We start from the raw sequence: 14,240 nt of genomic DNA on the forward strand, positions 1-14,240 counted from the left end.
TGCTGTATGGCAAAACTTTCCACTAAGGACGCACGAGTACAATACGCAATTTACGGAGCCTTGTTTGGGCTTGCGTTTCCCATCATGTCAACCCTGTTTGACGCCTTTGTGCGCGATATGGGTTACGGAATCACCGATCTGCTTGAAGTTCAGCGGACACAACCCTTGCATTGGATAATTGACACCGCACCCATCTTCTTGGGGTTCTTCTCCTGTTTGGCCGGCATAAAACAGCAAGAGGTGATTGAAGCCAACGAAGGCCTTGAAAACAAGGTTCAGCAACGAACTGAGTTGCTGAATGAGCAGAACGAGGAATTGCGAACCATTCAGGATGAATTGGAAGACAGCATCAATCGTATTTCTCAGAGCATCAACTACGCACAGCGAATTCAAGATGCCATTATTTCCAATACTCATGACCTGAAGCAGGCCTTTCCAGATTCATCGGTCATGTTCAGACCTAGAGATGTGGTAAGTGGAGATTTTCCGTGGTATCTGAAAAAAGGCGATTATCATTTTTTGGCCGCTGTTGATTGTACTGGACATGGCGTTCCAGGAGCATTTATGTCGTTGATCGGTTACTTTCTGCTCAATAAGATCGTGCAAGAACAAGGCCTTTTGGACACAGACAAGATCCTGTGTGAATTGCACAAGGAAATTGTGAATGTGTTGAACCAAGGAAGCGATTCTGATGTGCACGATGGAATGGATCTGGCGCTTGTGAGAATCGATCTTGATAAAGGAGAAGTGATGTATTCCGGTGCTGGAAATCCGGTCTATCATTCGCGAGGAGAAGATCTGATCGAGTACAAAGGGGATTTTTATAGCATTGGCGGAACGCAGTACAAAAAGCGGACGCCCTATAAAGAACACAGATTCGAGATTAAAAAGGGCGATGTGCTTACCATGTTCTCAGATGGCATAACAGATCAATTTTCTGCTGATGGATCAACGAAATTCGGCTATAGAAAAATCAAAAAACACCTGACAGAACAAGTTGATAGGTCATTGCCAGATATCCACGCTTCGTTGGAAAATGAGATCAACGAGTGGATGGGCGAACATCGGCAAATGGATGATATGCTGCTGATGAGCATACGTTTGTAATGAAAACCGTGTCCATTACCGTTTCCGGGAAGGTCCAAGGCGTTTGGTTCCGCAAGTTTACCTGCGATAAGGCCAAGATGATGGGTTTAGCGGGAACAGTTCAAAATCTGCCCAACGGAGATGTATTCATTTGTGCCACAGGGACAACCGAACAGGTAACAGCACTCGAAGAATGGTGTTGGCAAGGTTCTCCAGAATCGAAGGTTATCGATGTAGTCAGCGAAGAATCGGAACTGAATTCTTTTTCCGATTTTCAGATCATAGAATAAACCTCACCAAGGATTCCTGCCTCTTTCTGCCTCTAAGAATTCAGGCAGTTGCTCAGGACTCAGATTACTTGCAATGATCTTGTTGTTCTTGTCAAGAACGTAAAGCTCAGGCGTGATGTCGATATGATATTTATGGTCGTAACGGCTTTTTCGGTCAGGGTCGAATCCGTTGTGGAACGTCATGTTGTTTTTCTTCACAAATTCTAACCATTTGGTCTTGTCCTTATCCGTGCAAAGGGCAAATACATCCAATCCTTGGCTTTTCCACTGATTATAAACCTGCACCATTTCTGGCGTTTCCTTTTGGCAATGTTCGCAGTCGTAAGAATAGATGTACAACACCTTTATTGGAGATTTGAGGTTGTAAAAGGAAGTGGCCTCGCCCTTTTCATCCGTGGCCTGAATATCCTGACCGATTTTACCAAGCAAGCTTGGTTTCATCAGGCTTATTTCGCCACGCAAGCCTTTTATCTCTTCAGGGTTCGACCAAAAAGCCAATTCTGGCGTCCAGTACGTATCTATCATATGTACGTACAGCGCCTCCGTTCCCATCGTTTTTGGGGTTTTGTATTCTAATGCAATCCAATTCACCACAAATTTGAAAAGCTCTTTGTTCCCTTTCGTTCTGGCAATCAGCTCATCCGAATATCTGATCAGCGAATCTGCATTCTGAGGCGTCAGTTCTCGGATGTATTTGCGCAGTTTATTGGCAAATACAGGAGTTCGCATGGTGGTGGATGAATTGAACTCCACATTATCGAAAAACTGCTTTCGATAGCGATAAACCTGAGCTACCTGATCAATCTCTCCATTCGGCAGTTTCGGAAACGTCAATTCAGGGTTTTGTCCCGAAATTTTGAACTTGGTGAAGAATGCATTCGGATGATTGTCCGCAAACCACTGCACATGATCAGTTCGTTCTTTTACCAAGGCATCTTGCTGCGCTTTGGTCGAGTTGTATTCAGGAGTTCCTTGGGTCAATGCAGCCAATCGGTCGTTAATTGGTTGAAGACGAATTCCGAATTCTGCTTCGAATTTCAGGTTCTTGTAAAGCAATTCGTTGTCTAAGCAACCATCAACTTTCATCGAATTGACAAAGTCGCCTTTGGTCATTTCCAAGTTGAATTCCTGGTCATCATCAAGCAACAACTGAAAATAGCTGTTGTCAGAAGCCAGCATAACGTAATAGAAACCGGCAGGAAGCAGCGTGTCAGCCTCAAAGCTGAAAAGTCCGTTTGCATCGCTTCTTGCAGAATCCACAAAATAATTCTGATTGCCAAAAACGCCCAAAACCTTGGCCACATCATTCGGTGCGCCATGTATCAGCATTTCTACTCTCAGTTTTCCGTCTGCAACCACAGCTTCAGGGGTTGTAGCATCCTGATTGGAACCACCTTCAGCACAAGAAAACAACAACACCGAAAAGATCAATTGAAGCAACATACTCATGGAATTCATCTTTTGCATTGACCTTAAACCTTCAGCACCTATTTCTCCGCAGGTTTCGGCACAAACGTTTCCATATCGCGGTCAAACAGATACATTCCGCCTTTGTCTGTGCCAATAAGATCCAATTTATCAATCAGCGTCTGAGCCTGTCTTTCCTCCTCAATTTGTTCGGCAACATACCATTGCAAAAAATTGTGAGTCGTATAATCCTTCACTTTCAAGCACGTATCCACCAGGTCGTTGATCTCTTTGGTCACAATCTGTTCGTGCTGTAGCACCTTCGTAAAAATCTCACGGGCACCGTTATATTCTTTCGGAGGCGCACCAATGGTTGGCACCAAGGCATGTCCGCCACGGTCGTTAATGTAGTGGAACAATTTCAACATGTGCACGCGCTCCTCATCCGCTTGCGTGTATAGGAACGAACTCACGCCATTCAATCCCGATTTTTCTGCCCAAGAGGCCATCGAGAGGTAATATTGAGACGATTCGAATTCCAGTTCAATCTGATGGTTCAGTAATTTTTCAATTTTCTTGTCAAGCATAGCTAATGGTTTTAGACCGCCCCAAAGTTAAGGCAACCCGTCAGATATGAAAATCGGCTTTGGGCGTTCCCCCGATTTGCTCCGCATGCTACGCAATCGGGGTCAGGCTGTCCGCTATATCTTTTTTCAAAACGGGCGCTGAGGTTCTCGAAGCGTGAGAGCATGAAAAAAGGATGCCGCTTCCATCCTTAACGCAGAAGCATCGCAACATTGATCCATCATTTCAGCGTAAGAAATATCTACTAAAAATAAGAACGGAAAGTTGATGTATTAGGTGAAAAATGAATTATGAGTGAGTAAGAATAATCAACAAACCAATTCCTCGGACAAAAATTGCTCTGCACATTTGTATCGTTAACTAAAATCAACAGTCATGAAAATATTAAAAACACTCGGCCTACTCTTATTAATGGCCACAGGCGTCTTGGCTCAGCCAGACCCTAATAACATGTTCATAGATGGATATGTGCTTGATTCAGCTGGTCAGGCAGTGGTAAACCATCAGGTTTGTGTCTTTTGGCAAAACGACTCTCTCTGCACAACAACCAATGCCAATGGGTATTACTTCCTAAACATTGTGAATGGTTCAGCTACTGGTCCAAACGTTACTTATACGATTCAGACCAACGATACATGTGCTTGGTTACTGTTGCAGCAAACAAGGGATAACGTACAAGGCATGATTGATACTGCAATTGTGAACTTTACTCTTTGTGCGCAAGGCATGTGTAACGGTCTACAGGCCGGATTTACCACATCCATCGATTCGAGCAATGGATTAGCATACACCTTCACCCCTAACGTTACAGGTGGTACTCCGGGATACACGTATCAGTGGCTGGGAGTTTTTAATGGTCAAATTGGATCTATAGTTACTTATCAACCTGCACTAGGCGAGATGTTCGATGTCTGCTTGGCTGTCACCGATGCAAATGGTTGTTCTTCAATCGTGTGCGATACGGTTAATGTGGATGGAAACCAAGGTGGTTGCCAAGCAGGATTCACATATCCAAGTAATCCATCCGGAGCGTTGGAAGCTGGTAGTTCTGTTCAACTTTTCTTTGATGGTGTTTCTGGCAACAATAGCACGTACTCATGGACACTTTCTGCTGGAGGCGCAACATTCACGGCCACAGGCATGAACCCGGTGTTTCAAATTCCCCCAACGCTTCTTCCTGTCAGTGGAATAATTGTTCAGATCTGCGTGACGGTATCTGATGCCGGAACAGGTTGTACAGATTCGTATTGCGATAATGTATTGGTTGTGCCAGCTAACACAACAGGATGCCAAGCCTATTATACTTGGGCTCCAGATAATATGCTAGGAAACCCACTTCCTGCTGTTCAGTTTGCAGATAACTCATACAACGCAGCATCTTATTATTGGGATTTTGGCGACAATACTTTCTCTACAAGTCAAAATCCAATTCACGCATACAACGGAACAGGAACTTACATTGTTTGCTTGACAATCGTTTCTGCCGACTCATTATGCCAAGACACGTATTGCGATACGGTGTATGTAGGGAACAACAACGGAAATTGCAGTGCAACGGTTGAAGTGAACGGAATACTTACCGGTGGGTCAACAGTCATGTTAACAGCTATCGAAAGTGGGATTGCCCCTTTTAGTTTCTTATGGGACAATGGCTCTACGGATTCGAGCATAGTGGTTTTAGACCCAGGAACCTATTGTGTCACAGTGACAGATGCCATCGGTTGCTTGAGTACTGCGTGCGGTGTCGTTTTAAGTGACAATGGGAACTGCGATGCTTCATTTACAAACTCAGGTCCAACACCAATTGGCTATACTTTCTCCGCAAACGTTCAGAATCCGAACACTTCTTACCAATGGAGAATTGATGGCCAAATCGTTGGAAGCGGGTATGATGCGTACTCCCCAGGGTTTACCAATGGTGCTCATACAATCTGCCTGACCATCATTGATTCCTTGAACAATTGTTATGATCAGCAATGTCAAACAATTAATGTAACAGGAAGCAATATCTGCGATGGTTACATTCGAGGGTATGTGTATGCAGGCAGCAACAATCAGCCATTGGACGAGGGTGTTGTTTATCTGATTCTTCACGATTCAATCACTAATACGCTCACGGTAGTAGACAGTATGATAATCGATACAAGCAACTTCTATATGTTCGGTTTATTGGATTGTGGCGACTATTTGATCAAAGCGGCCGCTTATTCAGGTAGCCAGTATTACAGCAATCACATTCCAACATACTATGGAAACTCACCATTCTGGGGATTTGCGCAGACAGTGACTTTGGGTCAAGTAAATACGCAAGTGAATGCTGACGTGACTTTGATAGCTGCCAACAATCCAGGTGGCCCAGGGTTTATCGGTGGTGATGTGACGCAGGGAGCAAACAAAACAGATGAAGGTGATCCATTGGCTGGAATGCAAGTGATGTTGTTCAACCTTTCTGGTCAAGCAATTGCTTACACCTACACAGATGCCAGTGGTGCTTTCGGATTCTCTGATCTTGCTTATGGAAGCTATCAGGTTTATGTTGAAGCACTCGGTGTCCAAACAATTCCAGCGCTTGTAACAATTGGATCAGAAACACCTTCAGTGGAAGACGTTCACATCCTTGCCTCAGAAACTTTGATCTCTACAGCAATTGAAGAATTCGATTTCGAGGGAGCAATCAGCGAAGTGTATCCAAATCCAGTGTTGCATGATGCTACGATCAAGTTCAACCTGGAATCAGCAACTAAGCTTAACCTTTCAATCCTCGACCTTAGAGGAAGACAGATAACCACTCAAATGGTGGCTGTGGCCGGAGGTGAGAATCTGATCAGCGTAAAGGCTGAGAATCTGATCGGAGGTTATTACTTCCTGAACATTCAAGATGTGGATGGCAACTTCAGTGTAACACGAAAATTCATGAGAGTCGATTAATGGGTTTCGATTCTTATTCAGTCGGAGAGGGCAGCCAATTGGCTGCCCTTTCTTTTTCTGTTGATGAACAAAAGAATTACATTTGCCGCGCTTTGGGGGATTAGCTCAGCTGGCTAGAGCGCTTGCCTGGCAGGCAAGAGGTCACCGGTTCGACTCCGGTATTCTCCACAAAAGGCCTCTCAATTTGAGAGGCCTTTTGTTTTTAGGGAAATCTTACTCAGGCATCACACAGACAAAAAGTTCATTCTTCCTATCGTTATAGATGTTGAACAACGAGTTGAATTTCACATTTGCGACCACGTAGTTCAGATTTGCAGAGCGATATTCCTCTTCGATAGAAGTGATTTCAAGCTTCTTTATATCCTCACGGTCGTTAAAACGGATGTATAGTTTCAGTTCAAAATCAGTGTCCAATTCCAATTTCGGACGACCGTTGATCCGTGATTTTTCTAGCTTCTTGTAGGCGTATTTATAATCATACGTTAAAGCTGAAATATCTGAAAGAACGGCACTTCCTGTTGGGTACGAACCTGCGCCTTTACCCGCCAATGTCTGACGGTCAGAATAAGCTCCTTCCACCTCGATCGCGTTGTATTCGTACATGATATTGTATAGGTGTTTTCCTCTCTCTACAAACTGCGGTAGAACATATACACGTACTTGATCGCCAGTCTTAGATGCTTTAGCCACCAATTTGATGCGCATGTCGCGTTGTTTCGCAAATTGAATGTCGTCAAACGTCACGTTGCTGATGCCTAAGTTCAGTATCTGGTCGGGTTTCAGGATCATTCCGAAGGCATGAATGGTCAGAAGGCAGAGTTTGTATTTGCTGTCAAAACCAGCTACGTCCAGCCATGGATCGCTTTCAGCAAATCCTGCTTCCTGTGCAAGTTTCAAAGCATCATCATAGCTCAGTCCGTCTACTTCCATGCGGGTAAGCAGGTAGTTTGATGAACCGTTTACGATTCCTTCGATGTGATCGAGTAACTCATTATCGTAGTATTCCTCTAAATTTCGGATAATCGGAATACTACCTCCTGCCGAACCTTCGTAAAGCAAAGCCACATTGTACTCTTTTTGTAGCGCATACAGCTCCGCGAAATTCTCCGCGAGCATTTTCTTGTTAGCGGTTACCACGTTCACGCCATTGCGCATAGCCTCGCTCACGATCTTGAATGCTTCGTCCGCATCATCAATCAACTCTACCACTACATCTAAGTTGTTTCGGGTCAGAATATCGGCTTTGTCGAAGGTGAAATAGCTACTGTCGATCTTTCGTTTTTTACTGCGGTCTTTCACGCAGATCTTCTCCACACTTGCCTCCAATACCTGCGAATGGTTTAGCACATCATACAAGCCTTGTCCCACGCATCCGAAGCCGAAAAGGCCAAGTTTTATTTTTCTATCGTTCATATTCAGTATTAAGATGTCAGCATTGAGATATGAGATTCGGTAGGGGCGTATGGCCATACGCTCTTACTACACGTTTTTAGTTGTCTACAAATGAAGTCCGCATTCTGTCTTTCCCGAGTTCCCCCAACGACCACTTCGGCCTTTGCCCTTGAACGTGCATTGCGCACAACCGATGGAACTGTAGCCGATTTTTTCCAGTGGATGTTTCGGAAGGTTGTTTTCATCATAATACGCGTTCTGTTGTTCTTCCGAAAAATCAATGATCGGATGGAACTTTAGCAAGTTTCCTTTCTGCTCAAATATCTTCCTGGATTTACGTTCGGTGTTCTGAAATCGCATCAGTCCCGACATCCACACTTCGTAGTTCGGTTTCAGGTTGTCCAGCGGTTCTACCTTATTAATGGAACAGCAAAGATCAGGATCTTTTGTCCACGTTTGGTCTTCTCGTGTGAATGCATTTTTCCAATCGGCCGGCAGCACATTTTCCAATTGTAGATTGAGCTGTTTCGTTAGTAAATCGCGGTACGCAATCGTTTCCGCAAAATGATAGGTCGTATCAATGAAATGCACTTTTTGTTCAGGTTTCAACTTAGAAACCAAGTGAAGCAGAATGGCAGCAGAAGTTCCAAAGGACGAAGTGAACAGCACCTTATCGAACTCGTGATAAACGTTGGTGATTCGCTCATCCACCGTCATCTGTTCATACCGCTTGTTCAACTCCTGTAAATTCATCACTTATCAGACAATCTTGATTTGCGTTTGTTTCAGTTTTCCGATTTCGCAAGCAAGGACGAAGTAATCTCATTCATCTTCTTGACTTTGTACTCAAAATCATCCTTTAGGGTGGACCGAAAAGCGCGAAGATTTTTCGTCAGCTCGTCAATGTCATCAGGTATCACTTCTTCAAAAAGCTGTCGCAAACGCTTGGCAAGTGTAGGCGATTTTCCATTCGTAGAAATCGCAATTTTCAGATTGCCTTTGGTCACAATTCCGCCCAAGTAGAAATCGCACATTTCGGGTGTGTCGGCCACATTCGTCAAAATTCCTCTTTGCTTCGCGATGGCTTTCACTTTTTCGTGCAAGGATGGATTGTCAGTCGCCAGAATCAGCATCTGCTTTCCATCCAGGTCACGCTCTTCAAAAGACCTTTCAATAAGCGTTACTGATGAGTGATTAGCGGCCAACTCGACCAGTTCATCCAAGAAGAACTTCGCAACGACCATCACTTTTGCATTCGGACTGCTTTTCAGCAGAAAGGTGAGTTTTTCTAGCCCAACATTTCCACCACCGACTAGCAACGTTTCAAATTCATGGACTTTCAGGAATATGGGGTATAATTCGTTTTGACTTTGCATAGTTGTCGTTTAGCGTCATTGCTAGCGAGGAACGAGCGCGGCAATCTCCATCCAAAAGATTGCTTCAGTCATTCTTCCTTCGCAATGACGGTTTGCTTATTTCTTCAAATAATTCTCCTCTACAAAAGCCAGATTGAAATTCGGATGATACTTCACCACTTCACCCAAAACGATGATGGCAGGCGCACCGATTTCGCTTTCCGCAGACAACTTCTCAATGGTTTCTACCGTTCCGAGAACGACCTTTTCGTTCTCCAATGAACCATTTTGAATAATCGCGACAGGCATTTCAGCTCGCCCAGCAATCCTGTAGGTTTCAGCGATCAGTGAAAGTTTTTTCGTGCCCATCAGAACAATCACTGTGGCGGAACTTTGCGCTGCCAAGGCGAGGTCTTTCGATAGTTCGAGGTCTTTGGTTGTTCCAGTAATGACCCAGAAACTTTCGCTGTCTTCCCTTCGTGTGACAGGAATCTTCTGCAATCCTGGAACACCGATGGCGCTGCTAATGCCAGGCACTACTTCAGTCTGAATGTTGAATGCTTCCACATATTCAATTTCTTCCTGTCCGCGACCGAAAACAAATGGATCGCCACCTTTCAAACGAACCACGTGTCCATAGTTCAAAGCGTGTTCTACGATCAATTTATTGATCTCGTCCTGCTTAAAGGAATGTCGTCCCATGCGCTTTCCGACAAACACTTTCGGAGCGTCTTTCGGAGCATAGTCCAAGAGGTCAGGATGTGTGAGCGCATCGTATAGAACGGCATCGGCCTTGGCCAAGGCTTTCATGCCTTTGATGCTGATTAGATCTGGGTCTCCAGGGCCAGCGCCCACGAGTGTTAATTTGGGGTTGTTTTTCATAGTTTTCTTTTTAATCCTCCGCCTCGTCCCTCGACACCTCCTTTAAAAGGAGGATCGAGCCCATCCCCCTTTCAAAGGGGGTGTCCCGAAAGTGAAGCTTGCGGAACTTTAGGGGGCGGGGGATTTAGTTTGATTTTAGTTGTTCTTCTCTGAATGATTTGATGGTTTTTAGGAAACTTTCCGCTTGTGCGAAATAGCTTTTTGCGAACTCCTCCGTTGCCTTGTTCGAACGCATTTTCAGCACCAACTCGGTGAAAGTTGTCTCAAACTGAAGCTTGCCTGTTTCCACAAACGTTTTGTCAAAATCTGTGATGATACCTGCCTGCGTGTTACAACGGACATTCTCACCTAGCAACAGGCCTTTCGCGCCATTCACAAATGCTGTGTACGTATGGTAAATGCCATCCGCGAATCGGCTTTGCTTTAATGCTTCAGCAGCCCATTCGAGCTTTTCATCCGCATCGTAAAACAGGGTTTGTACGAGGTCGATCACCACGCCAGCGCATTCTCCCAAACCGATTTCTGGTTTGTATAATTCTTCCTTTCCCCAATCGAAATAATCGCTGTCATTCAAGCTCTCCAACTCCGCCAAAGGCTTGAAAAGATTGTAGAAATAATTGGTTTCTAAACGCAGGTAATAATCGTTGAAATACTCACCGTCCAGCGCATTTTCAGCGTAATCATTGAGCAGCACGCGAAGCAATTCAGGAGTTCGTTTTGATGGAATCTTGATGACTTTATCCGCCACAGTTCCATTGCCGTTTCCGAGCGTTCCGCCACCAAGTAACACTTGCATCGCGGGAACAACTTTTCCATCATGTTTCATCGAACTTCCGTGAAAACCGATGTTGGCAATACCGTGCTGACCGCAGGAATTCATACAACCGCTGATCTTTATCTTGATGTTGCGATTGTGAATCAGTTCGGGGAATTCTGAACGGATAACTTTCTCCAATTCCAAGGCTGTTCCAGTGCTATTTGATATTCCGAGGTTGCATGTATCTGTTCCAGGACAAGCTGTGATGTCAGCCACGCTATCGAAGCCGGGTTCAGCTAATCCGAGCGCGTTCAATCCTTCGTACAGAGGCGAAAGCGCTTCCTGCGTCACGTAACGTAACAAGTAACCTTGATTAATGGTCATGCGGATATCATCAGCGGCAAACGCCTTCACCACTTTAGCAAACGCTCTTGCTGTATCCGAAGAAATATTGCCTAGTGGAACACGCACGAAAACCCCGTAGAATCCATCTTGTTTTTGATTGAAAACGTTGGTCGCCAACCAATTGTCATAATGTTCGCGGTCTTTGATGCGAGTGGTGAGAACCGTTCCCAGTTTTGGTGGCTCGGCAGTCTCGACTGCATTCCTATCAACCCAAACTTCTTGGTTTTTCAGTGCAGGATATTCGCCCTCAATCTGCTTCATCAAATCCTCCAAGCCAACATCTTGAAGCAGATATTTAAGGCGTGCCTTATTCCTGCGGTTCCGCTCTCCGTAACGATCAAAAATGCGCAGAACAGCTTCTGTGAATGGGATGATTTTCTCTTCTTCGAGGAACTCAAAAGCGACCAACGCCAAATGCGGCTGAGAGCCCAATCCGCCACCGATCATCACTTTGAAACCACGTTTTTCACCTTTCAGAATGGGAATGAAACCGAGGTCGTGGATGAGTGTGAAAGACGTGTCCTTAGCGCTTGAAGCGAATGCAATTTTGAACTTCCGCCCCATTTCCTGACAGATAGGATTGCGCAGGAAATACTCGAACATCTGCTGTGCGTAAGGCGAAACATCGAAGGGTTCTTCGGGGTCGATTCCGGCCTTTTCCGAAGAAGTGATGTTCCGAACCGTGTTTCCGCAAGCTTCGCGAAGCGTGATCTTGGATTGCTCCAACTCGTGCCACAACTGAGGCGTTCTATCCAGACTCACATAATGGATCTGAATGTCCTGTCGCGTGGTAGCGTGCAGCGTGCTGCTGGCGTACTCGTCAGAAATGTCCGCAATTTTAATCAGCTGCTCGGCAGTCATTCTTCCATAAGGAATTTTGATGCGGATCATCTGCACACCTTGCTGCCGCTGGCCGTAAACGCCTCGCGCCAAGCGCAGGCTGCGGAATTTCTCCTCGTCAATCTTGCCTTCTTTAAAAAGGCGGATTTTTTTCTCTAGGTCGAGAATGTCCTTTTCGACAACTGGATTTTCTAATTCTGTTCTAAAACTTTGCATATATCTGGGGTTTTTTTTGCATAAAAAAAGCCCTTCTGCGTTGGGCAGAAGGGCTTTAAAACTGAGTTGAATACACAGTTACCACTTCCACCTTTCGGTAGACTTACAGCAGCAACACATCATTTTATTCTGGTTAATCATATTAATCTAAATCATAAAAAAAGCCTCTCAGATTTCTGAGAGGCTTTGTTGTTTTTAGTTCGTTTATATCAAAAAACGCATCAACCTCTCCACAAAAATGCACAACAACAGCACATGCCGTTGTTCATCATTTTCATATTAGACTTCTTTGCTTTCATTGAGTGACGCCAAATGTAGAACGCGATTTTTTCTAAAACAACACGAGTAACGATTTTTTAATCTGAGGAACTCAAAAAGTTGGCAAGCAGACTATGAACCTTCTCCGTTTCTACCAAAAAACCATCATGTCCAAATGGTGATGAAATGATTTCCAAGCGTGCATTTGGAATATGCTTTGTGATGAATTCTTGTTCGGAAACGGGACAGAGAATGTCTGTATCTACACCGATAACGAGTGTCTTTGATGAAATCTGATTCAGCGCATCTTCCAAAGAATTTCTGCCACGTCCCAAATGGTGGCTGTCCATGGCTTTGGTAAGCAGATAATAGCTCTGTGCATTGAATCGCTTCACCAATTTTTCACCTTGATAACGGATGTAGGATGACGCTCGAAAATCCTCCAGCTTCTCTTCGTTGTCTTCCTGCGTTTGTTTGAAGGCTTCGTAATTACGGTAGGTGAGCATGCCAATGCCACGAGCAGCTTTTAGTCCGTTTGAACCTGCATTGGCCGTTTCATCTTTCCAGGTCTGGTCGGCCTCAATGGCCAAACGTTGTGCTTCGTGTATAGCAATTTCCCAAGCAGAAGCTTTGGAACTTGTAACCAACAAACAGAGATTCCTGAACAGAGTTTGGTCCGAAATGGCCCATTCCATCAACTGATAACCGCCCATGCTGCCACCCATTCCTAGTGCGATCTGCTTGACTCCCAAGTGTGTTTGGAGCAGTTGATGTGCCTTCACCATATCACGAATTGTGACCATTGGAAACGAAGCGAAATAGGATTTCCCCGTTTCGGGATTTTCGGTCAACAGACTAGAACTTCCATAGCACGAACCGAGAATATTCGCACAAACAATGAAATACTTGCTTGGGTCGAACGGTTTTCCTTCACCAAAAAGTCCGCTCCACCAATCGGCAACATCCGAATTAGCGGTGAGTGCATGACACACCCAAATGACGTTATCGCCAGCGGCATTGAGCTTCCCGTAAGTGTGGTAGGCAATTTCCACACGAGGCAGAATCGCACCGCTTTCAAGTGGAAATGGTTGGTTATGAATGTACTTTTGGACAAGATTCATATCCGACAAATGTATTGGAATCGAAAGCACGAAATTCGAAATGAAAAGCACGGAACTGTTTCGAATTTGAAAATTTAGGATTTCGGATTTAACTCATTACAGATGAAAATTACCCTTAAAAGACTCAACGACAATTACCACATGCAGGCCAGCAACGAAAGTGGGAACACGATTGAGATGGATGGTTCGCCAAAGATCGGTGGAGCGAATTTGGGTGCGCGTCCAATGGAAGTTGTGTTGATGTCGTTGGCGGGTTGCAGCAGCATTGACGTCATTTCAATCCTCAAAAAGATGAAGCAGGAAGTGACCGATTATGATGTTGAAGTAACTGCAGAGCGTGTAGATGAAGTTCCATCGATTTTCAAGAAAATTCACATGAAATTTCTCGTGAAAGGAAACGACTTGGATAACGATAAGGTGAAACGAGCCATTCAACTTTCTGCAGAAAAGTATTGTTCGGTTTCTAAGATATTGGAACCGACTGCTGAGATTTCGTGGAGCTATGAAATAGGGAATTAGCAAGTTAGCAGATTAGGGAATTAGGATAATACATTCAGATATTAGCCATCATGAAAGAGAATCAGTTTGAAACCGATGCAATAAGAACGCAGGCCGAAAAGTCGTCTCATTTAGAACACAGCGTGCCTTTGTATCTCACGTCAAGTTTCACGTTTGACGATGCAGAACACATGCGCGCCATGTTTGCCGATGAAGTTGA

Annotated in this window: 12 protein-coding genes and 1 tRNA gene; 5 read left to right on the top strand and 8 right to left on the bottom strand. The window is 44.6% G+C overall.

Annotation, left to right across the window (positions count from 1 at the left end):
- Positions 1-6 precede the first annotated feature (6 nt).
- Positions 7-1,107, top strand: a complete 1,101-nt coding sequence (locus K9J17_17300; protein MCF8278488.1) for a SpoIIE family protein phosphatase — start codon at positions 7-9, stop codon at positions 1,105-1,107.
- Positions 1,107-1,376: an acylphosphatase gene (locus K9J17_17305; GenBank protein ID MCF8278489.1), complete on the top strand. Its 270-nt coding sequence runs from the start codon at positions 1,107-1,109 to the stop codon at positions 1,374-1,376. Before K9J17_17300 ends, K9J17_17305 begins: the two co-directional genes overlap by 1 nt.
- Positions 1,377-1,379: 3 nt before the next feature.
- Here the strand turns inward: K9J17_17305 and K9J17_17310 are convergent, their stop codons facing one another.
- Entirely contained in the window at positions 1,380-2,843 is a 1,464-nt protein-coding gene (locus tag K9J17_17310) for an AhpC/TSA family protein (protein ID MCF8278490.1), read from the bottom strand.
- 20 nt (positions 2,844-2,863) lie between these two features.
- On the bottom strand, positions 2,864-3,370 hold the full coding sequence (locus K9J17_17315; GenBank protein ID MCF8278491.1) for a ferritin: 507 nt from the start codon (positions 3,368-3,370) through the stop codon (positions 2,864-2,866).
- A gap of 373 nt (positions 3,371-3,743) precedes the next feature.
- On the opposite strand from K9J17_17315, the gene K9J17_17320 reads away from it, so the two are divergent.
- Positions 3,744-6,296 (top strand): carboxypeptidase regulatory-like domain-containing protein, encoded by a 2,553-nt coding sequence (locus K9J17_17320; GenBank protein ID MCF8278492.1) that lies wholly within the window; start codon positions 3,744-3,746, stop codon positions 6,294-6,296.
- Positions 6,297-6,390: 94 nt separating this feature from the next.
- Positions 6,391-6,464: transfer RNA gene (locus K9J17_17325), tRNA-Ala, on the top strand.
- A gap of 45 nt (positions 6,465-6,509) precedes the next feature.
- Here K9J17_17325 and K9J17_17330 read toward each other — a convergent pair.
- The 6 genes from K9J17_17330 to metX all read right to left on the bottom strand — a co-directional run bounded on the left by K9J17_17330 (position 6,510) and on the right by metX (position 13,522).
- Positions 6,510-7,709 carry a homoserine dehydrogenase gene (locus tag K9J17_17330; GenBank protein ID MCF8278493.1) on the bottom strand — a complete coding sequence of 400 codons (1,200 nt, stop codon included), beginning with the start codon at positions 7,707-7,709 and terminating at the stop codon, positions 6,510-6,512.
- Between the two features lie 84 nt (positions 7,710-7,793).
- Positions 7,794-8,441, bottom strand: coding sequence for a phosphoadenylyl-sulfate reductase (locus tag K9J17_17335; GenBank protein MCF8278494.1), 648 nt, complete (start codon positions 8,439-8,441; stop codon positions 7,794-7,796).
- Between the two features lie 32 nt (positions 8,442-8,473).
- Entirely contained in the window at positions 8,474-9,064 is a 591-nt protein-coding gene (locus K9J17_17340; GenBank protein MCF8278495.1) for a bifunctional precorrin-2 dehydrogenase/sirohydrochlorin ferrochelatase, read from the bottom strand.
- A gap of 96 nt (positions 9,065-9,160) precedes the next feature.
- Positions 9,161-9,925, bottom strand: coding sequence for a uroporphyrinogen-III C-methyltransferase (gene cobA, locus K9J17_17345; protein MCF8278496.1), 765 nt, complete (start codon positions 9,923-9,925; stop codon positions 9,161-9,163).
- A gap of 124 nt (positions 9,926-10,049) precedes the next feature.
- Entirely contained in the window at positions 10,050-12,143 is a 2,094-nt protein-coding gene (locus K9J17_17350) for a nitrite reductase (protein MCF8278497.1), read from the bottom strand.
- Between the two features lie 356 nt (positions 12,144-12,499).
- On the bottom strand, positions 12,500-13,522 hold the full coding sequence (metX, locus tag K9J17_17355) for a homoserine O-acetyltransferase (GenBank protein MCF8278498.1): 1,023 nt from the start codon (positions 13,520-13,522) through the stop codon (positions 12,500-12,502).
- A gap of 102 nt (positions 13,523-13,624) precedes the next feature.
- Between metX and K9J17_17360 the strand changes: the two genes are divergently transcribed.
- On the top strand, positions 13,625-14,041 hold the full coding sequence (locus K9J17_17360; protein ID MCF8278499.1) for an OsmC family protein: 417 nt from the start codon (positions 13,625-13,627) through the stop codon (positions 14,039-14,041).
- Positions 14,042-14,240 lie beyond the last annotated feature (199 nt).

It is taken from the genome of Flavobacteriales bacterium (assembly GCA_021739695.1).
In the GTDB taxonomy this organism is placed as follows: domain Bacteria; phylum Bacteroidota; class Bacteroidia; order UBA10329; family UBA10329; genus UBA10329.

Coding starts and splice junctions, on each gene's coding strand:
- K9J17_17305 (MCF8278489.1), top strand. CDS start 1,107: ATGAAAACCGTGTCCATTACCGTTTCCGGGAAGGTCCAAGGCGTTTGG.
- cobA (MCF8278496.1), bottom strand. CDS start 9,925: ATGAAAAACAACCCCAAATTAACACTCGTGGGCGCTGGCCCTGGAGAC.
- K9J17_17300 (MCF8278488.1), top strand. CDS start 7: ATGGCAAAACTTTCCACTAAGGACGCACGAGTACAATACGCAATTTAC.
- K9J17_17340 (MCF8278495.1), bottom strand. CDS start 9,064: ATGCAAAGTCAAAACGAATTATACCCCATATTCCTGAAAGTCCATGAA.
- metX (MCF8278498.1), bottom strand. CDS start 13,522: ATGAATCTTGTCCAAAAGTACATTCATAACCAACCATTTCCACTTGAA.
- K9J17_17330 (MCF8278493.1), bottom strand. CDS start 7,709: ATGAACGATAGAAAAATAAAACTTGGCCTTTTCGGCTTCGGATGCGTG.
- K9J17_17335 (MCF8278494.1), bottom strand. CDS start 8,441: ATGAATTTACAGGAGTTGAACAAGCGGTATGAACAGATGACGGTGGAT.
- K9J17_17350 (MCF8278497.1), bottom strand. CDS start 12,143: ATGCAAAGTTTTAGAACAGAATTAGAAAATCCAGTTGTCGAAAAGGAC.
- K9J17_17360 (MCF8278499.1), top strand. CDS start 13,625: ATGAAAATTACCCTTAAAAGACTCAACGACAATTACCACATGCAGGCC.
- K9J17_17310 (MCF8278490.1), bottom strand. CDS start 2,843: ATGCAAAAGATGAATTCCATGAGTATGTTGCTTCAATTGATCTTTTCG.
- K9J17_17320 (MCF8278492.1), top strand. CDS start 3,744: ATGAAAATATTAAAAACACTCGGCCTACTCTTATTAATGGCCACAGGC.
- K9J17_17315 (MCF8278491.1), bottom strand. CDS start 3,370: ATGCTTGACAAGAAAATTGAAAAATTACTGAACCATCAGATTGAACTG.